This window comes from Streptomyces sp. NBC_00442 (assembly GCF_036014195.1).
GTDB lineage: Bacteria > Actinomycetota > Actinomycetes > Streptomycetales > Streptomycetaceae > Streptomyces.
Genome location: NZ_CP107918.1, coordinates 7212365 through 7231227, shown reverse-complemented (window position 1 = coordinate 7231227; position 18863 = coordinate 7212365). Strand labels below are relative to the sequence as shown.

The window sequence follows — 18863 nt, the reverse complement described above, 5'->3', positions numbered from 1 at the left end:
CAACGGTCCAGGTGTGACCGGTCATTCGCCGCCCCCGTGTCAGCCGGGCAGTGTGATCCGGAAGGTGGTCCGTCCAGGACGGCTGGTGACGGTGGCGGTTCCGGCGTGGGCGGTGACCACGGCGTGGACGATGGCGAGACCGAGGCCGGTGCTTCCCGTACTGCGGGAGCGTGCGTGGTCGGCGCGGACGAAGCGGCCGAAGACCTCGGGCTGGAGTTCTTCGGGGATGCCGGGGCCGTTGTCGGACACGTCCACCCGGACGCCCCGCTCGTCGGTGGCCAGGGTGATGGTCACGTCGGTGCCGGGCGGGGTGTGGGTGCGGGCGTTGGCGAGGAGGTTGCCGATGGCCTGCTGGAGGCGGTGGGCGTCGCCGGTGACGGTGACCGGTTCTTCGGGCAGGTCGAGGAGCCAGCGGTGACCGGGGCCGGCGGCGCGCGCGTCGTCGGTCGCGTTCAGGATCAGCAGGGTCAGATCGACGGGCTCGTGTTCGAGGGGGCGTCCGGCATCCAGGCGCGCGAGGAGCAGCAGGTCGTCGACGAGCCGGGTCATCCGTTGCGATTCGCCGCCGATGCGTTCCAGCGCGTGACGCACCTCGGCGGGCACGGCTCCGCGGTGGCGCAGGGCGAGTTCGGCGTGGCCGCGAATGTTGGCCACGGGGGTGCGCAGCTCGTGGCTGGCGTCGGCGGCGAAGTGGCGGAGCCTCTCCTCGCTCGCGTGGCGTCGGGTGAGGGCGTCCTCGACGTGGCCCAGCATGTGGTTGAGGGCGGTGCCGAGCTGTCCGACCTCGGTGCGGGGATCGGTGTCGGGCAGCGGTCCCGGCATGGCGATCTCGCCACTGGCGAGCGGCAGTCGGGCCACTTCCGCCGCCCGTGCGGTGACCTTCTGGAGGGGGCGCAACGAGATCCGTACCCACAGGGCCCCCGCGATGCCGGTGGCCAGGAGTGCCGCGCCGAAGAGTACGGCCTCGACGGCTTCGAGGCGGTGCACGGTCTCCTCCACCGGGTGCAGGGGCAAGCCGGTGATCATGACGTCCTGGTCGTCACCGTCGACCGCCGTGACCCGGTACTTGCCCAGAGTGGAGAGGCGGATGCTGTGCCCGTTTCCGTCCACGGGGACGCCGGCCAGTGCGCGGCGGTCCCCGGAGGTCAGGCGGACCGTGCGGTCGGTGGCGTCGTGGACCACCGCTGCCTGGGTGGTGGTGCCGTTCAGCAGGCGGGCGCCGAAGGTCCGTTCGGCCTGGCCCCGGGTGTCGGGGCGGTTGTCGGCGTCGGGCCTGGCCTCGTGTTCGAGACTGGCGGCGAACCGGCCGCCGGAGGCGGCGAGCTGTTCGTCGAGGCGCCCCACCAGGAAGCCGCGCAGGGCGAGGGCCGTGGTGATGCCGACCGCGAGGCAGGCGAGGGCGAGCAGGGTGACGAGTCCGGCGGTGAGCTGGCCGCGCAGGGTGCGGGGCAGGGGGCGTTTCACGGCGAGTCCGGCTTGAGCACGTAGCCGACCCCGCGCACCGTGTGGATCATCGGCGTGCGTCCGGCGTCGATCTTCTTGCGCAGGTAGCTGATGTACAGCTCCACGACGTGGGCGCGTCCGCCGAAGTCGTACGCCCAGACCCGGTCGAGGATCTGCGCCTTGGACAGGACCCGGCGGGGGTTGCGCATCAGGAACCGCAGGAGCTCGAACTCGGTGCGCGACAGATCGACCGCGACTCCGCCACGCCGCACCTCTCTGGCCTCCTCGTCCATCGTGAGGTCCCCGACGGTGATCCTGTCGGCACCCGGCTCCGCTGTCATCCCGGCCCGCCGCAGCAGCCCCCGCAGCCGGGCCAGTACCTCCTCCAGGCTGTACGGCTTGGTGACGTAGTCGTCGCCGCCCGCGGTGATCCCTGCGATGCGGTCCTCCACGGCGTCGCGGGCGGTGAGGAACAGCACGCACACCTGCGGTGCTTCGCGGCGCAGTGCGCGCAGGATCTGCAGACCGTCGAGGTCGGGCAGCATCCAGTCCAGGACCACCGCGTCGGGCCGGAAGTCGCGTGCGGTGGCGAGGGCGGTCGTGCCGTCGGCCGCGGTCCGGACCTGCCAGCCCTCGCCGGCCATGACTCCGGACAGGACGTCCGTGACGTCGGGTTCGTCGTCGACGACGAGGATCCGCACGGGCTCTCCGTCCGGGCGGTGCAACAGCGGGGTGGTGTGTGGTTCGTCCATGGTTCCTTCAGCATCTCCCGATGCGTACCGGGGCGGGGCGGGCCGAGTCTCTGAGTTTCCTCTGAATCAGCGCTGAGGGGATCGGAGGGGGCCGTTTCAGAGGTTACTCAGAGGTTGGGCTGTGAGGCTGGCCGCCCATCGCCGGAGCGCGTCCCATCCGGAGGAGTCGCATGACCGCCACCTTCACACCCACCACGGCCACGAGCCGCGGACTGCGTCATCGCCGCGCGCGCCGCAGCGCCGTCCCGTACCTGGTGCCGCTGGTGATCTGGGCCGGTGCAGCGGGGGTACTGGCCCTGTGGTGGAGCGACACATCGTCGGTCGTGGGCCCGTCGGGCTGGCTCACCGGCGCGGGCCGCATCACCGGGCTGCTGGCCGGCTATGCCTGCGCGGTCCTTCTGGCCCTGATGGCCCGCGTGCCACTCCTGGACCACACCGTCGGCACCGACCGGCTCGCCCGCTGGCACGCGCTGGGGGGCCGCTGCACCGTCTCCCTCGCCCTCGCCCACACCCTGCTGATCATCTGGGGCTCTTCGCTGACCTCCCACACGAACGTGGTGCGCGAGACCTCCACGCTCGTCCTGGACTACCCCGATCTGCTCAAGGGCACGATCGGCTTCCTGCTCCTCCTGCTGACCGGAGTCCTCTCGGCCCGTGCGGCGCGCCGCAGGATGAGTTACGAAACCTGGCACTACCTGCACTTCGCGACCTACCTCGCGGTCTTCCTCACCTTCGGGCACCAGCTGTCCAACGGTGCGGACTTCGTGGGAAACCGAACCGCCCAAGTGGCCTGGTACGCCTTGTTCCTCGGGGTCGCGTCCCTCATCGCCTGGTACAGGTTCGCCGTCCCCGTCCGCCGCGGACTACGCCACCGTCTGCGGGTGGCCGCAGTCCACCCCGAGGCGCCGGGCATCGTCTCCGTCCACCTCACCGGCCACCGCCTCGACGAACTCGGGGGTGCGCCGGGGCAGTTCCTGCGCTGGCGCTTCCTGGCCCGCGGGCTGTGGTGGACCGCGAACCCCTACTCCCTCTCGGCCCCCGCCCACCCGGGCCACCTGCGCATCACGGTGAAAACGGCGGGCGGACACAGCGCGGCCCTCGCACGCCTGGCGCCCGGCACCCGGGTGTGGGCCGAGGGCCCCTACGGCTCGTTCACCGCGGACCGCCGCACCGTTCCCAAGGTCCTGCTCCTCGCCGGCGGGGTCGGCATCACCCCTCTGCGCACGCTCTTCGAAACCCTGCCCGGCCAGGTGACGCTCGTCTACCGCGCACGCCGCCCGGAAGACCTCGCCCTGCGCGGTGAGCTCGATGCCATAGCCGCCCGCCGACGAGCCACCGTCCACTACGTCGTCGACGAACCCGCCGCATACTCCTCGCCCCTCACCGCACGCGCGCTGAGCGCCCTGGTCCCGGACCTGGCCGCGCACGACGTCTACCTGTGCGGGCCGCCCGGGATGACGCAGGCCGCGATCCGGGCCCTGCGCGAAGCCGGTGTGCCGGTCCGGCGCATCCACCACGAGTCGTTCGCCCTCTGAGGAGTACCGTCATGCGCCGAGCCGTCCTCGCCACCACTGGGATCAGCGCCCTGGTCGTCACCCTGCTCGCCCTCAAACCCCACCAGTCACCCGCCCTCGCCGGAGTGACTCACCGGTCTCCCACGACCGTCCGCACCCCCACGGGCACCTCCACCGGAACCGGCACGTTCACCGGGGATGTCATCGACACCCAGTACGGGCCCGTGCAGGTCGCCGCCACCCTGACCCATGGAAAGATCACCGCCGTCCAGGTCCTCCGGGCTCCGGACCAGAACGGCCGCGATCAACGGATCGCCTCCTACGCCCTGCCCCGCCTCACCCAGGAAGCCCTCGGCTCCCAGAGCGCCCACATCGACGCCGTCTCCGGAGCCAGCTACACCAGCGAGGGCTACATCCAGTCCCTCCAGAGCGCACTGGACCAAGCCCATGCCTGACACCTCGACCGGGCTGCGCCACGTCGAGCACGTGATGGGCACCGTCTTCTCCTTCGACATCCGCGACGAGCCCACGCCCGCCATCCGCCAAGCCCTCGCCGCGGCCGTGCGGCAACTCCACCGTGTGGACGCCGTGTTCTCCACCTACCGGCCCGACAGCCACATCAGCCGGCTCGACCGCGGCGAGATCCATCTGGCGGACTGTCCACCCGAAGTCCGCGAAGTCATGTCGCTCTGCGCCCAGGCCGCGCACGTCAGTGAGGGATGGTTCAGCGTCGTCCCGGCAGGCACCCTCGACCCCTCCGGTCTCGTCAAGGGCTGGGCCGCCGAAGCGGTGTCCCAACTCCTGTACGAGGCAGGCGCGCACCACACCTGTGTGAACGGCGGAGGCGATCTCCAGCTCCGCGGCCGCCCAACTCCCGCTTCGGTGTGGCGGGTTGGCGTCGCACACCCGCTGAGGCCGGGCGAACTCCTCACCGTCGTCAGCGCCCCCCACGACCTGGCCGTCGCCACCTCCGGGACCTTCGAACGCGGCAACCACATCTTCGACCCCCACACCGGCGCACCCGCCCACACCTTCGCCTCCCTCACCCTCGTCGGCCCCCGCCTGACCCTGACCGACACCTACGCCACCGCGGCCTTCGCCAGAGGCGACGGCGCCCGGGAGTGGCTGGAGGCACTGGACGGCTACGAGGCCCTCGCCGTCCTGCCCGACGGCCGGCAGTGGCGCACCGCGGGGTTCGGCCGCTACGGGACGTGAGGCGGACCGCTCGGCGTGGGTGAGCACGCGCGCGGGCACCCCCACCCACCCCCGCTCGCCATCGCCGCAGGTGAAGCTCCCTCAAAGCGGTGGCGGCGGGGCCGCGACGATGACACCCTCCGGCTCGCACCGCGCACGACCAACGCGTTCGGTCGCCGTCCCGAGGGGGAGCCGGCAACGGCCCTGAAGTGGAATCCTCACAGGCAAGCGCCCCATGCCGAAGAGATGGCCGCGCGGGCTGCCCGGCTCATGTGGTCGCGCGGCTCGGCCGGGGCACGTTGGCCCGGACGGCTTCGCGGATCGGGACGGGTCCCTCGTCGAGTTCGAGGATCTGCCGGGCGATGCGGGGTTCGCGCAGCACCGCGGCCAGCGTCGCGGCGACATCGGCGCGGGCGATCTCGCCGTGGGACTCGGCGGGCCCCAGCGACACGGTCCCGGTCCCGACGTCATCCACGAGCAAGGACGGACGGAGGATCACCCAGTCCAGATCGCTTCGGCTGAGCGCGATGTCCGCCTCCTTCTTGACCGCGAAGTAGTACTCGACCTCTTCGCCCAGGTCGCGCTCTCGCCAGGACTCCGGGAGCACCGACACCAGGGCAAGCCGTTCGACGCCCGCGCGGCGAGCCGCCTCGATGGCCTTCACGACGCCGTCGCCGTCGATCGCCTTCGTGTCCTGTGCGCTACCACCGTTGGAGCCCGCGGCGAACACGACGGTGTCCGCGTCACCGAAGGCCGCCGCCAGGGCTTCGACCGACATGCCGGCGAGATCACCGACGGTCGCGTCGACGCCGAGCGCGGCAAGGGCGGGGCGCTGTTCGTCACGGCGTACCAGACCGTGCACGGCGTCTCCCCCGGAGACGAGCTCCCGCGCCAGCAGGCCGCCCACTTTGCCCGTGATCCCGATGATGAACACATCCATGGCGCACGTCCGTTCTCGTCGCGGGGGCAGACACCCGCGACTGCGCCTCCCCTGGGCCAAGTGACGCAAACGACAGGCGACTTGGCAGGCGACGGGCACAGATCCGGGCGCGTGGCCGCGGACGAGGCCTCCCTGCACGCGTGGGTGATCAGCGCGCGCGGTGGGGCTACGCCGGGGCGGGCCGACGTGGGCGATCCCGCGCACGCGGGCCGGAGGCCCCGGCCGTACCCGTCGACGCCCTCACCTCCTTCGCCCCCGCCGCACGCCCCCTACGCCAGTCCTCAGCTCTGTTCGGAGTCGCCGCTCGGTCGCCCGCCGTCCTGGGCCGCGTCGTCCTGAGCCGCGCCGTCCTGGGCCGCGCCCGCCTTCTCGCGCATCTTGCGCACCAGCTCGGCCTTCTGGTCGGCGGCACCCTGGCGGTCGAGGTTACGGTGCGGGCCGTTGTTCTGCCGTTCGGCTCGGGACAGCCTCTTGCGCTGGCCTCCGCCCATGCCCACGGGGTTGTTGATGTTCTTGCTCACGGTCATGGATTCTCCCGGTTGTGATGTGAAGCGATCCCCCTCACGAACGATCACTCCCCCGATCTGGGTTCTTGCTCTGGTTGGCAAGGAATCGCGCCTTCTTCTGACGGTTCCCGCACGTGTTCATGTCGCACCATTTGCGGGTGCGGCTCTGGCTGGTGTCGAAGAACGCGGCTCGGCAGGTGGGCGATGCGCACAACGCCAGCCTTCCGTCCCGTTCGCCGGCGAGGATGCCGATCGCGTCGGCGGCGATCACGCCGAGTGCGTCCTCCACGCGGGAGGTGCCGTCCACGCGGGAGGCCGAACCGAGCCGCCATCGCCGCTCGCCCCCGGGCGTCAGGACGGCCGCGGCCCGGCCCTGGGCGCTGCGGTCATTGATGACCTGGACCGCCGACTCGGGAAAGGCGTCCTGGGCGGCGGCCGCCGTCGCGGCGGCGTGGATCGACTCCCTCAACTCCCGGGCGAGGTCGAGCTGGGCGGGGGTGCAGGAGTCCACGGCGAGGCCGCTCACCGCCAGCCAGTCGACGAGTCGACGCGGCGTGGGAATGCGCTCCACAGCGTTGCCGTGACGCTCCGAGAGAGTCCCCGTGAAGCTGGTCGCCAGCACGCTACCGAGGCGGAAGTCAGGAAACTCAGCACGCATGGAACCACCTTAGCGGGTTGCGCGCAGGCCCAGATCCTTGTTAGAACCGTCTTAGCCGGTTCCCGACGGGCGGCAGCCGGTTCCACGACGGCCAGGAGGTCCGATGCCCCGTACACACAGCGACGTGCAGGCGTTTGAAGCCCGCGCGACGGACGCCGACCTCGACGATCTGCGCGCGCGACTTGCCGCGGCGCGGCTGCCGGAGGCCGAGACGGTCGTGGGCGCCGCGCCCGGCCCTCGCCGATGGGATCAGGGCGTTCCGCTCGCCGACCTCGTCGAGGTCGTGAACTACTGGCGGACCGGTTACGACTGGCGGGCCTTCGAAGCGCGCCTCGCCCGGATCGGCCAGTTCCGTACGACCGTCGACGGTCTGGGAATCCACTTCCTGCACCGCCGGTCCGCGCGCGCGGATGCCACTCCTCTGGTCCTGACCCACGGCTGGCCGGGCAGCATTGCCGAGTTCACCGAGGTGGTGGACGAGCTGGCGGATCCGCGGGACGCGGACGCGCCGGCGTTCCACGTCGTGGTCCCCTCCCTGCCCGGCTTCGGCTACAGCGACAAACCGGCCGCCACCGGGTGGGGGACCGAAAGGATCGCGGCCGCGTGGGTGGAGCTGATGGGACGGCTCGGCTACGGCGAGTTCCTGGCCCACGGCGGCGACTGGGGAGGCAACATCACCACGGTGCTCGGCGGCAGGTTCCCGGCCCACGTGCTCGGCATCCACACCACGTTCGCGCAGGCGCCGCCCGGTTCGACCACGGACGGGCTCACGGCGGGCGAGCGCGCGTGGGCCGAGGAGACCCGCCACTTCTGGCGCCACCGCGCGGCATACGCGAAGCAGCAGGCGACCCGGCCACAGACCATCGGCTACTCGCTCGTGGACTCGCCGGTCGGGCTCCTCGCCTGGATTCTCGACAAGGTCGCCGAGTGGTCGGACACCGGGGACAGCCCGTTCGAGACGCTGTCCCTGGACAGCGTGCTGGACGACGTCACCCTGTACTGGCTGACGCGGACCGGCGCGTCGGCGGCGCGCATCTACTACGAGAGCCATGACTCGCTGGACCCCGAACTCCGGGTGGATGTCCCGTCGGCCATCACCATGTATCCCCGTGACATCGAGAAGTGCCCGCGTCCCTGGGCACAGGAGCGGTACCGACAGATCGTCCGATGGACGGCGCCCGAACACGGGGGGCATTTCCCCTCGCTGGAGGTTCCCGAGTATTTCGTCAAGGATCTGCAAGAGGGCCTCGCGGCGGTGCTGGCCGCCCGACCGGCCCGAAGGCGACCGGATACAGTGCGCCCGACGACAGCCGGATCAAGGTGAGCCCGGCCGATATGAGTCCGGTCGATATGAGCCCGGCCGATATGAGCCCGGTCGATGTGAGCCCGGTCGATGTGAGCCCGGTCGATGGAGAAGGGGAAGCGTGACCGACACCAGCGAGTCCCGATCCGCCGACGGCGCGGCGCACGGGACGCGGCCGAGCCGGCTGCACCGCCTGATGCGCCTGCTCCCCCTGATCGCCCCTGTTCTGCTGTGGGCCGTCCCCTGCTGGCTGCTTCTCCACGCCGGCCAGCACTGGCCGCTTCCCGTCACGCTGGCCGGCACCGCCGTGTTCTTCCTCGGCCTCTTCGGCATGCCGCTCGCGATGATGCGCGGTCACGGCCGGCGGCAGCAGGACTGGGCGGCGATCGTCGGGGACACCCTGCTGGGCGTCGCCTGGGTCGTGTTCACGTGGTCGGTCCTGCTCGGCGGTCTGCTGCGGCTCGTCCTGATCGCGACCGGCGGCGACGGGCAGGACCGGGCCCGGGTCATCACCTGGGTGGTCCTCGGCACGGCCGCCGTGCTGCTCGCCTGGGGGTACGTCGAGGCCCGCCGGGTGCCACGGGTACGCCGCCTCGACGTACCGCTCCCCCGCCTGGGCGCGGGCCTCGACGGCACGCGCGTCGTCCTCGTCACCGACACCCATTACGGCCCGCTCGACCGAGCCCGCTGGTCGGCGCGGGTCTGCGAGAGGGTGAACGCGCTGGAGGCCGACCTGGTCTGCCACACCGGGGACATCGCCGACGGCACGGCCGAACGCCGCCGCGCCCAGGCCGCCCCGCTCGGCACCGTCCGGGCCACCCGGGCCCGGGTCTACGTCACCGGCAACCACGAGTACTACAGCGGGGCCCAGGGCTGGGTCGACCTGATGGACGAGCTGGGCTGGGAGCCGCTGCGCAACCGGCATCTGCTGCTCGAACGCGGTGGCGACACCCTCGTGGTCGCCGGCGTGGACGACGTCACCGCGCAGTCCTCCGGCCTCGCCGGCCACCGCGCCCACCTCGCCGGAGCCCTGCGCGGCGCGGATCCCCGCCACCCCGTCCTGCTCCTGGCCCACCAGCCCAAGTTCGTGGACCGGGCGGCGGCCGACGGCGTCGACCTCCAGCTCTCCGGGCACACTCACGGCGGCCAGATCTGGCCCTTCCACCACTTGGTCCGCATCGACCAGCCCGCCCTCGCCGGCCTCAGCCGCCACGGCGCCCGCACGCTCCTCTACACCAGCCGCGGGACCGGCTTCTGGGGTCCGCCGTTCCGCGTCTTCGCCCCCAGCGAGATCACCCTGCTCGTCCTGCGCTCCCCGCAGCGCTCCCCCTCGCCGTAACCCGGGCGGCTGGCTCCGGGCGGCCCCGCCCGGAGCCGAAGGGCCCCGGTCGTGAACGGTGTGGGCCCGAAACGTGTCTCATTTCACGATCCGGATGCCGGACACGTCGTCACACCCCGATCGTGAGCGTCTTAGGGTGGCCCCACAGCTGGTTCGCCCCGTCCGCCAGGCGGGATGCGTCGCAAGAGGGAACCCGGTGCGAATCCGGGACTGCCCCGCAGCGGTGAGCGGGAACGACCGCCGTCATACGCACTGGGTCCGAGATACCGGGCCTGGGAAGCGACGGCCAGTAGGTGTCCTCCGGAAGGGGAGGGCGTGCCCGCGAGTCCGAAGACCTGCCAACTGTCCGCGCACGCCCTACGCGTGTGCGGATGTCCCGGTGACCTCGTGGGCGGGTCGGCGTACATATCGAACGGACGACCGTGTCGCCGCATCGCGCGAGGTCGGTCCGCCGGTGTGCCACTCCTCTTCTTGCCGCGGCCGTCTCCGGGATCTCACGGATACGTCTCTCGAAGGAGATCCGCGTGACCACCAAGACCGCAGCCGCGGCAGCACGGGCCACCGTTTACGGCTACCCCCGTCAGGGCCGCAACCGTGAACTGAAGAAGGCCATCGAGGGCTACTGGAAGGGCCGCGTCAGCGCCGACGCCCTCCGCGACACCGCGGCCGAGCTCAGGCGCGGCACCTGGCGACAGCTCGCCGACGCCGGCATCCACGAGGTGCCGACCGGCGACTTCTCGTACTACGACCACGTCCTCGACACCACGGTCATGGTGGGGGCGATCCCCGAGCGGCACCGCACCGCGGTCGACGCCGACGCGCTCGACGGCTACTTCGCCATGGCGCGCGGCACCCAGGACGTCGCGCCGCTCGAAATGACCAAGTGGTTCGACACCAACTACCACTATCTGGTACCGGAGTTGGGGCCCGACACCGTCTTCGCCGCGAACTGCGCCAAGCAGGTCGCCGAGCTCGAGGAAGCCCTTGCCCTGGGTCTCACCGCGCGGCCCGTCCTTGTCGGTCCCGTCACGTATCTCCTGCTCGCCAAGCCCGCTCCCGGCGTCGCCGCCGACTTCGAACCGCTCACCCTCCTAGACCGGCTGCTGCCCGTGTACGCCGAGGTCCTCGCCGACCTGCGCGCCGCCGGCGCCGAGTGGGTACAGGTCGACGAGCCCGCCCTTGTCCAGGACCGCACCCCCGCCGAGCTGAACGCCGCCGAGCGGACCTACCGCGAACTGGGCACCCTCACCGACCGGCCCAAGCTGCTCGTGGCCTCCTACTTCGACCAGCTCGGTGAAGCCCTGCCGGTGCTTGCCAAGGCGCCGGTCGAAGGCCTCGCCCTCGACTTCACGGACTCGGCCGCGGCCAACCTGGACGCCCTGGCCGCCGTCGGCGGGCTTCCGGGCAAGCGGCTCGTCGCCGGCGTCGTCGACGGACGCAACATCTGGATCAACGACCTGCAGAAGTCGCTGTCCACCCTCGGCACCCTCCTCGGGCTCGCCGACCGGGTCGACGTCGCCGCGTCGTCCTCCCTGCTCCACGTCCCGCTCGACGCCGCCGCAGAGCGGGACATCGAGCCGCAGATCCTGCGCTGGCTCGCCTTCGCCCGGCAGAAGACCGCCGAAATCGTCACCCTCGCCAGGGGAATCTCCCGGGGCACCGACAGCATCACGGCCGAACTCGCCGCGAACCGCGCCGACCTGGCGTCCCGGGCGGCCTCGCCCATCACGCGGGACCCGGCGGTACGCGCCCGCTCCCAGGCCGTGACGGACGCCGACGCCCGCCGCTCCCAGCCGTACTCCGAACGCGCCGCGGCCCAGCGCGCCCACCTGGGCCTTCCCCTGCTGCCGACCACCACCATCGGCTCGTTCCCCCAGACCACGGAGCTGCGCACGGCCCGCGCCGACCTGCGGACCGGACGCATCGGCACGGCCGGCTACGAGGAGCGCATCAAGGCCGAGATCGGTGACGTGATCTCCTTCCAGGAGAAGACCGGCATCGACGTCCTCGTGCACGGCGAGCCCGAACGCAACGACATGGTGCAGTACTTCGCCGAGCAGCTCACCGGCTACCTCGCCACCCAGCACGGCTGGGTCCAGTCGTACGGCACCCGCTACGTCCGCCCGCCGGTCCTGGCCGGCGACATCTCCCGCCCCGAGCCGATGACGGTCCGCTGGACGTCCTACGCCCAGTCCCTCACCGACCGTCCGGTCAAGGGCATGCTCACGGGCCCCGTCACGATGCTCGCCTGGTCCTTCGTCCGCGACGACCAGCCGCTCGGCGACACAGCCCGTCAGGTCGCGCTCGCCCTGCGGGACGAGGTCGACGACCTTGAGGCGGCGGGCACTTCGGTGATCCAGGTCGACGAACCCGCGCTCCGCGAGACCCTGCCGCTGCGCTCCGCCGACCACCCCGCCTATCTGGCCTGGGCCACCGAGGCGTTCCGCCTCAGTACGTCCGGGGTCCGGCCGGACACCCAGATCCACACGCACATGTGCTACGCCGAGTTCGGCGACATCGTCCAGGCCATCGACGACCTCGACGCCGATGTCATCAGCCTCGAAGCCGCCCGCTCGCACATGCAGGTCGCCCGTGAGCTCGCGGAGCACGGCTATCCGCGTGAGGCAGGCCCCGGCGTGTACGACATCCACTCGCCCCGTGTCCCGAGCGCCGATGAGGCAGCCGCCCTGCTGCGCACGGGACTTGAGGCGATTCCCGCCGAGCGGCTGTGGGTCAACCCGGACTGCGGGCTCAAGACCCGCGGCTGGCCCGAGACCCGTGCCTCCCTGGAGAACCTGGTGGCCGCCGCCCGCACGGTGCGCGGCGAACTGGAGACGCCCACGTCCTGACCGGCCGCGGGCGGTGCCGGCCGGGGCGGCCCTGTGCCCCGGCCGGCACCCGTCGGGCGCTGCGCGGAGCGGCGCAAGACGTGGCGACGGCTTCATTGACCCGTTCGGTTGGGCGCCCCTATGCTCCACGTGTAGTGATGAGGTAAGGAAGCTGGTGAGAATCCAGCACGGTCGCGCCACTGTGAGCCGACCGCCCGCGAGGGCGGCCGACGAGTCAGACACTTTCCATCGCTTCGCCCCATTGGTTCAAAGGGACGCAAGATCCCGTGAAGGAGGGCTTCGCCTTGAGCAGCATGTCCACACCCCGTCCGGCTTCCACGCCGATCGTCCTGCCGGTCTCGAAGTCGGTGCTGTGGCTGGTCGGTACCGCGATCATCGCGCTGGCGGTCTACTACTTCATCGGTGTCGACCAGGGCGCCGTCTCGGTGTTCGGCAACGACATGCACATCCACGAGTTCGTCCACGACGGGCGTCACTTCCTCGGCTTCCCCTGCCACTGACCCACACGGAAGTACGGACAACTCGACATGGAAAAGAAACTGATACTGCGCGGCGTTCTCGCCGGCGCAGTGGCAGGGCTGCTCGCATTCGTCTTCGCACGGATCTTCGCCGAGCCGCAGATCGCGAAGGCCATCGACTACGAGAGCGGTCGTGACGCCGCGCAGAGCGCGCTGGACAAGGCGGCCGGTCTGCCCGTCGACAGCGCCGACCCCGATCTGTTCAGCCGCACCATCCAGGCCAACGTCGGGATCGGCGTCGGCATGATCTTCTTCGGCATGGCCATGGGCGCGCTGTTCGCGGTCGCCTACACGGTCTGCCTGGGCCGGTCCGGCGCGCTGCGCGCCCGCACCCTCGCGCTGCTCGTGGCCGGCGGCGGGTTCCTCACGATGTATCTGGTCCCGTTCCTCAAGTACCCGGCCAACCCGCCGGCGATCGGCCACGAGGAGACGATCCAACAGCGCAGCGGCCTCTACCTGATCATGGTGGTGTGCTCCATCGCCTTCCTGGTGGCGGCGGTCTGGCTCGGAAAGCGGCTCCAGGTCCGCTACGGCAACTGGAACGCCACGCTGATCGGCGGCGCCGCGTTCGTCGTCGCGATCGGGATCGTGATGCTGGTGCTGCCCTCGCTGGGTCACCTGGCCTACAACAGGGAGAACTTCGGCAACCAGGCCACCGAGACGCCGCTGCCCCTCAAGGACTCCAAGGGCGCGATCGTCTACCCCGGCTTCCCCGCCGACGTCCTGTTCTCCTTCCGCTTCTTCTCCGTCGCCGCCCAGCTCCTGCTCTGGGCCGCGATCGGCCTGTTCTTCGGGCCCCTGGCCGAGCGGCTCCTCAGCACCCGCCGGGAATCCTCCGACGTCCCCGCGCAGGGCCCGGCCCCCGTCCCTGCATGACGACCGTCCCTCCGACGAGCGCGGTGATCGCCGAGGTCACCGCGCTCGGACCGTTCTTCTCCCTGAGCACCCACGCCACGGGCGTCCCTCCGGTCGAGCCCTGGGTGGCGATGTCCCGCCCGCTGATCGAGGCGCGCGTGACGGCCGTACGGCAATGGCTCGCCTCGGCGGGCCACCAGTCGCCCGACGCCGTCGAAGTGCGGGTGGCCGCGTCGGTCACCCACCTGGGTCTGGCGGCGCGCCTGCTGTCGCCCGCGCTGGCCGCCCTCGTTCTGCACGACCGTGTTCTCGCGTTCGACCTCGCGGACGTGCACTGGCAGCCGGTCCTCGGCGGTCCCGTGCCCCTGTCGCTTCCCGCGACGGCCGTGCGGGCCGCCTCCCCGGCGGCGGAAGGCCTCGGGGCGCTCCTGGACGGACCGCTGGCCGAACTCTCGGACGCGATGCGGCCGTTCTCGCTCTCCTCCCCCATCCTCCGCGGCAATCTCGCCTCCGCGCTCAACGGCGCCGCCACCATGATCGCCGCTGCGAGGCCAGACCTGGCGGCACGGAGCCGCGCCGCCGTCGGCCTCGCCCTGGCCGGCCCCGCACTGTGCGGCTCCGCCAGGAGCACCGCCAACGGCGGCTTCCAGCGCGGGAGTTGCTGCCTGATCTACCGCGCCGCCCCGGATCGCAAGGGCGCGCTGTGCGGCGACTGCGTCCTCCACCGCCCCGCCCGAGGGCCACGGGGCGGTGGCTGGATCCGCGCTAGTGGTGACTGAGCTCCGGTGGCCGCTTCCGCGTGAACGCCGTCATGCCCTCCTTCTGGTCCACGGTGGCGAACACCGCGTGGAACAGGCGGCGTTCGAAGCGGACTCCTTCGGCCGGGGTGGTCTCGAAGGCCCGGTTGACGGATTCCTTCGCCATCATGACGACGGGGGCGGACATCCCGGCCACCGTCCCGGCCACCGCGAGCGCGTCCTGGAGCAGGTCCGCGGCCGGCACGACGCGCGAGACGAGCCCGGCGCGCTCCGCCTCGGCCGCGCCCATGGTCCTGCCGGTGAGGCACAGCTCCATCGCCTTGGCCTTGCCCGACGCCCGGGTCAGCCGCTGGGAGTGGGGGATACCGGCCGCGAGCTCCACCCTCGTGGACAACACGGAACACCCCACGGCCGTTGTCCTGACTCGCGGATCAGCGCACATCGCCCGCCTTCCCGACGTGCTGGGCACGTCAGTGGCGTACCGCTCGGCGACACACTCCCCGGTCACAGTGGCGGGACCGCGCCGGATTCACACCGGCTTCCCCGCGTCCTAGTAGGTCCACCCCTCCGGGCGGGTCCCGCAGGGGACCCCGGTGTACGCCCTCCTGGCGTCAGGAGGGCGTACACCGTCACCGGATCGCCGGATCAGAAGAGGCCGGCGTAGTACTGCTGGATGTTGGGCAGCGCGCGCAACGTCTTCTCGTGCTGCGGGTAGTTGGTGAGGACGTACCGGATCCGGGCCGCGAGGTCGGCCTTCTGCGCGGGCCTGAACCCGGCCGCCTTCAGGAGGTCGCAGAACACCTTGATGTTCGCGAGGTCGCCGTGGCCCGTGGCCCGGGGGCACAGGGTCGCGACGACCCCGGACATCCACTCCGCCGGGAAGTCCTCCTGCCGGCAGTCGGTGGCGACGACGCCTTTCAGCCAGGAGCTGCCCACCACGGTCGACGAGTGGACGTTCTGTCCGATCACCACGGATCCGCCGGGAACCTTGACCGTGCCCAGCGAGCTGAGGGTCGGCATCAGGGAGGCCACCCATCCCGCCGTGCAGTACGGGGCGCCCCATGTGATCGCGGCGAAGGCGTTGCTCTTCGAGATCGCCTGGATCAGCCCCAGCGGCTTGGTCAGGTCACCGCCGTACGAGTGCTCCCAGCCGCTCACGCCCTCCGCGCGCAGCGCCGTGTAGCCCCCCGCCTGCTCGTCGGCCACCACACCGACGACCTGCTGGGCCGTGGCGTCGCCGCCACCGGGCTTCTGCACCCAGCACTTCAACTGATGGTCCGCGCTCGCGACGTAGAGCCGGCCGCCCGTGCCGACGAGAAACTGCTGACGGCTGCCCTGGACCGTGCCGAAGACGGCGACATTCTTGTAGAGGAGCGTGCCGTCCTTCTCCGAGAAGTGCTTGAGGCTGAATTCTTCCGCGGGCTCGACGGGTTCGGTGTGGGTGCTCACGGGGTTCCTTTCGGCCGGAACAGCGGAAACCGGGGCGGAGCAGGTGAACTGACGACATGTTCGGCACATCCGACGTCACCGTACAGCGCCACGGCCGACCGGTAACCCGGACCGGACAATTCCCTTTCCCAGTATGGGAGTTGAGGAATTTCCCGGGGCCGAAGAGGCACCGGAGTGCTCACCTCGCGGGTTCCCGCGCCGGCGCGCCCGCGCTCGGATCCCGGTGCGACGGCCGGCGGGACAGGAGCGCCGTCACCAGCAGGACGACCGCGAACAGCGCCCAGCACATCCACATGGGCGGCCCCGCGAGCACGGTCACCGCCACCACCGTGACGGCGCACAGGGCAGCCACGGCCCTGGGCGGCCCGTGCCCGGCCAGCTTGGTGTACGAGGCCGCGCCCAGCCCGTACAGCACGAAATAGATCCCGCCGGACAGCACGAAGAGCAGTTGGAACGACATGACCCCGGTCGCGCCCAGGAGCGCGATGGCGGCGAGGACCGCGCCGACCGCCAGCACGGCCGTGACGGGGTTCGCGTCCCGTTCCCGTACGCGGTTCAGGGCGCGGGGCAGATAGCCGCTGCGCGCCATGCCGAACACCAGCCGGGACAGGGCCAGGACGGAGGCGCAGACGTTCGCGGCGATGGCGGCGACGACCAGGGCCAGCGTGACCGGCCTGCCGAAGTCGCCGAGCGAGCGTTCCGCGAGGCGCAGCAGCGGGGCCCGGTCCAGCGCCGGGTCCGCGGAGTCGACCGCGCTGAACAGGCCGAGCAGCACCAGCCCGTACAGGGCGACCACGATCACGTACGAGGCCGCGAAGATGCGCGGGATGGCGTCCGGGCGCTTGTGTTCCTCGAAGGTGAAGGCCACGGTCTCCCAGCCGGTGAAGGCGACGTAGACCGCGGTCAGGACACTGCCCAGTTCGCCCAGTGGCGGCACCGCGACGCTCGGGGCCCGCACACCGTGCACGCCGAGTGCCAGCAGCGCGGTGCAGGTGACCAAGGCGAACAGGGCCAGAACGAGCGCCACTTGGACCCGTCCCGACACGTTGGCGCCCAGGCATCCGATGACGGTGGCCGCGGCGAGGACGGCGACGGGGAAGACCCAGGCGAGGCTCGGGACGCCGGCGAACTCGGCGACGTAGCGCCCGCCCGTGATGGCGGTCGCCGGGATGCCGGCCACCAGCGCGAGCATCGCGAGGAGCCCGGCGGAACGCCCCGTCGACCGGCCGAAGGCGACCTCGCAGTAGTGCGCCACGCCGGACGCCGACGGGTGGCGGCGGCCCAGCCAGGCGTAGCAGTAGAGCAGCGGGACGACCGACACCGCCGCGACGGCCCAGGGCATCCAGGCCGAGCGGCCGAGCTCCTGGTAGCTGGTGCCGGGCAGGATCATCATGCCGCTGCCCAGGATCGTGGAGAGCGCGAGGAACGTTCCGACGACCCCGCCGAGCGACTTCTGCAGGCCGCTCACGCCGGACCCTCCTTGAGCGGTGACTCGTGCGTGAGCGGTAACGCGTGCGGCAGACCGCCCTGGACGGCCGCACGCGCGGCCTTGCGGTAGGGAACGTGGGGCATCGTCGGCATCCGTTCTTAAGGGTCGGGGCTAGGGGTATCGGTAACGCGTACCCCCACGGCACGCTCTTCCCTCACGGCACGCCTTTCCTCGCCCCGAGGGCACGTGCGGATGCCCAAGGACACGTGCGGGATATCCGAGGGGCGCGGGCGAGCCCATGGCGAGGGGGCCCGTCTCTGCGCGGGTGGCGCGGGATCCCGGTGCGGGCGGCGCTCTCAGTGCGACCGGCGCGGGCCCCGTGGCGACCCCTGCCGCGAACGGCGGTGACCGTAGCCCTGGCGGGCGCTCGCGACCGGGCCGATAGCGAAGGGGCGGCTGGTGGCGAGCAGCCTGCTGCCCCGCGCCACCTGAATCCAGTACGTGCCCGGAGGAACGTGAGGCACCGTGATGGCCGTACCGCCACGAGCCGGATCGACGTCGACGGCCAACTCCGAGACGGCGCCCCGCCATTGATCGGCCGTGACCAGCTTCACATCGACCGGACGCAGATCCCCGGCGGGCAGGTGGAGCCGCCACAGAACCCGTCGTCGAGCGCCGCAGGACCACGCCGCGGCGCAGCCGGGCACATGGACCTGCAGGAACTCCGGCTCGGGGTCCCACTCGGGCACGTCATTCGCGCTGGTGGCCAACTCCCATGCGCGGTCCAGATCATGACGGACGGGTGCCATGCTGCTCCCTTCTGCATCGGCCGTGCGGCCGCTGGGGCGGGGAGGGCCGCAGGGCGGTTCAGGCCGCCACCGCGTCCCAGGCCTTCTGCTGCGCGACGCGGCGCGGCCGCCGCGGGGCACGTTCGGCCAGTACCGTCATCCACGCACCGATCTCCCGCAGCTCCCTGCGGCCCACGGTGGCCCGCACGTGGGGGAACCACAGGGTGTCCTCGGTGTCCATGTGCCGTTCCACGATGTCCATCAGGAGGCGGGCCTTCGCGTCGAAGGCGAGCTCGTCGGGGCGCATGTCGTGCAGCTCCGCGGCCAGCACCTCGGCGATGTGGTGTTCCTCCCGCAGGGTCAGGATCGTCGGCTCGGCCTCGGGGGCGAGGACGGCGACGCGCGGATACATGCCCTCGCACTCGATGAACGTGTACACGGCCAACGCACGCAGCAGCTGCTCGACCGCATCGGGATCCCGGCCGGCCCGATAGGAGCGGATCAGCCGCCTGATCTCCTTGTGGCCTTCCCGCAGCATCACGATCGCGTCGCTGGTGGGCATAAGCAG

General features: G+C 71.5%; 19 protein-coding genes and 3 riboswitches. Of the genes, 9 read left to right on the top strand and 10 right to left on the bottom strand.

The annotated features are described in order from the left end of the window. Nucleotides 1-39 precede the first annotated feature (39 nt). Both OG432_RS32525 and OG432_RS32520 read right to left on the bottom strand, forming a co-directional pair. On the bottom strand, nucleotides 40-1464 hold the full coding sequence (locus OG432_RS32525; protein ID WP_328314538.1) for a sensor histidine kinase: 1425 nt from the start codon (nucleotides 1462-1464) through the stop codon (nucleotides 40-42). Further along, nucleotides 1461-2195: a response regulator transcription factor gene (locus tag OG432_RS32520; RefSeq protein ID WP_328314537.1), complete on the bottom strand. Its 735-nt coding sequence runs from the start codon at nucleotides 2193-2195 to the stop codon at nucleotides 1461-1463. Before OG432_RS32520 ends, OG432_RS32525 begins: the two co-directional genes overlap by 4 nt. A gap of 170 nt (nucleotides 2196-2365) precedes the next feature. On the opposite strand from OG432_RS32520, the gene OG432_RS32515 reads away from it, so the two are divergent. From OG432_RS32515 to OG432_RS32505, 3 genes are read left to right on the top strand one after another with little or no spacing between them, the layout of a single operon-like run. Then, nucleotides 2366-3730 carry a ferredoxin reductase family protein gene (locus OG432_RS32515; protein WP_328314536.1) on the top strand — a complete coding sequence of 455 codons (1365 nt, stop codon included), beginning with the start codon at nucleotides 2366-2368 and terminating at the stop codon, nucleotides 3728-3730. Nucleotides 3731-3741: 11 nt separating this feature from the next. Then, on the top strand, nucleotides 3742-4164 hold the full coding sequence (locus OG432_RS32510; protein WP_328314535.1) for an FMN-binding protein: 423 nt from the start codon (nucleotides 3742-3744) through the stop codon (nucleotides 4162-4164). Further along, nucleotides 4157-4924 carry an FAD:protein FMN transferase gene (locus OG432_RS32505; protein ID WP_328314534.1) on the top strand — a complete coding sequence of 256 codons (768 nt, stop codon included), beginning with the start codon at nucleotides 4157-4159 and terminating at the stop codon, nucleotides 4922-4924. The genes OG432_RS32510 and OG432_RS32505 overlap by 8 nt, the downstream gene beginning before the upstream one ends. 247 nt (nucleotides 4925-5171) lie before the next feature. Here OG432_RS32505 and OG432_RS32500 read toward each other — a convergent pair whose 3' ends face one another. The 3 genes from OG432_RS32500 to OG432_RS32490 form a co-directional block, all read right to left on the bottom strand. After that, the gene (locus tag OG432_RS32500) at nucleotides 5172-5843 is read right to left on the bottom strand and encodes an NAD(P)H-binding protein (protein ID WP_328314533.1); all 672 of its coding nucleotides are present in this window, start codon (nucleotides 5841-5843) and stop codon (nucleotides 5172-5174) included. A 281-nt stretch (nucleotides 5844-6124) separates the two neighbouring features. Continuing rightward, nucleotides 6125-6370 (bottom strand): DUF6243 family protein, encoded by a 246-nt coding sequence (locus OG432_RS32495; RefSeq protein ID WP_328314532.1) that lies wholly within the window; start codon nucleotides 6368-6370, stop codon nucleotides 6125-6127. Between the two features lie 34 nt (nucleotides 6371-6404). After that, nucleotides 6405-7007, bottom strand: a complete 603-nt coding sequence (locus OG432_RS32490) for a CGNR zinc finger domain-containing protein (protein ID WP_328314531.1) — start codon at nucleotides 7005-7007, stop codon at nucleotides 6405-6407. 103 nt (nucleotides 7008-7110) lie between these two features. On the opposite strand from OG432_RS32490, the gene OG432_RS32485 reads away from it, so the two are divergent. From OG432_RS32485 to OG432_RS32460, 6 genes are all read left to right on the top strand, one after another. Further along, nucleotides 7111-8331 carry an epoxide hydrolase family protein gene (locus OG432_RS32485; protein WP_328314530.1) on the top strand — a complete coding sequence of 407 codons (1221 nt, stop codon included), beginning with the start codon at nucleotides 7111-7113 and terminating at the stop codon, nucleotides 8329-8331. Between the two features lie 100 nt (nucleotides 8332-8431). Next, complete coding sequence (locus OG432_RS32480; protein WP_328314529.1) at nucleotides 8432-9649, top strand: metallophosphoesterase; 1218 nt, start codon at nucleotides 8432-8434, stop codon at nucleotides 9647-9649. Nucleotides 9650-9781: 132 nt separating this feature from the next. Further along, nucleotides 9782-10006, top strand: a riboswitch (cobalamin riboswitch). A 167-nt stretch (nucleotides 10007-10173) separates the two neighbouring features. Continuing rightward, on the top strand, nucleotides 10174-12498 hold the full coding sequence (gene metE / locus OG432_RS32475) for a 5-methyltetrahydropteroyltriglutamate--homocysteine S-methyltransferase (RefSeq protein WP_328314528.1): 2325 nt from the start codon (nucleotides 10174-10176) through the stop codon (nucleotides 12496-12498). Between the two features lie 104 nt (nucleotides 12499-12602). After that, nucleotides 12603-12742, top strand: a riboswitch (cobalamin riboswitch). Between the two features lie 49 nt (nucleotides 12743-12791). Further along, on the top strand, nucleotides 12792-12998 hold the full coding sequence (locus OG432_RS32470; protein WP_328315337.1) for a CbtB domain-containing protein: 207 nt from the start codon (nucleotides 12792-12794) through the stop codon (nucleotides 12996-12998). Between the two features lie 27 nt (nucleotides 12999-13025). Next, nucleotides 13026-13892: a CbtA family protein gene (locus OG432_RS32465; RefSeq protein ID WP_328314527.1), complete on the top strand. Its 867-nt coding sequence runs from the start codon at nucleotides 13026-13028 to the stop codon at nucleotides 13890-13892. Further along, nucleotides 13889-14650: a (2Fe-2S)-binding protein gene (locus OG432_RS32460; RefSeq protein ID WP_328314526.1), complete on the top strand. Its 762-nt coding sequence runs from the start codon at nucleotides 13889-13891 to the stop codon at nucleotides 14648-14650. Before OG432_RS32465 ends, OG432_RS32460 begins: the two co-directional genes overlap by 4 nt. On the opposite strand, the gene OG432_RS32455 is transcribed toward OG432_RS32460, so the two are convergent. From OG432_RS32455 to OG432_RS32435, 5 genes are all read right to left on the bottom strand, one after another. Next, complete coding sequence (locus tag OG432_RS32455; protein WP_328314525.1) at nucleotides 14637-15071, bottom strand: enoyl-CoA hydratase-related protein; 435 nt, start codon at nucleotides 15069-15071, stop codon at nucleotides 14637-14639. The genes OG432_RS32460 and OG432_RS32455 overlap by 14 nt on opposite strands. Continuing rightward, nucleotides 15045-15171, bottom strand: a riboswitch (cobalamin riboswitch). It overlaps the preceding gene by 27 nt. A gap of 103 nt (nucleotides 15172-15274) precedes the next feature. Next, entirely contained in the window at nucleotides 15275-16078 is an 804-nt protein-coding gene (locus OG432_RS32450; protein WP_328314524.1) for a hypothetical protein, read from the bottom strand. Nucleotides 16079-16256: 178 nt separating this feature from the next. Next, nucleotides 16257-17546, bottom strand: a complete 1290-nt coding sequence (locus OG432_RS32445) for an APC family permease (RefSeq protein ID WP_328314523.1) — start codon at nucleotides 17544-17546, stop codon at nucleotides 16257-16259. Between the two features lie 317 nt (nucleotides 17547-17863). After that, nucleotides 17864-18316: a hypothetical protein gene (locus OG432_RS32440; RefSeq protein ID WP_328314522.1), complete on the bottom strand. Its 453-nt coding sequence runs from the start codon at nucleotides 18314-18316 to the stop codon at nucleotides 17864-17866. Nucleotides 18317-18374: 58 nt separating this feature from the next. Beyond that, nucleotides 18375-18857 carry a hemerythrin domain-containing protein gene (locus OG432_RS32435; RefSeq protein WP_328314521.1) on the bottom strand — a complete coding sequence of 161 codons (483 nt, stop codon included), beginning with the start codon at nucleotides 18855-18857 and terminating at the stop codon, nucleotides 18375-18377. Nucleotides 18858-18863: the final 6 nt, after the last annotated feature.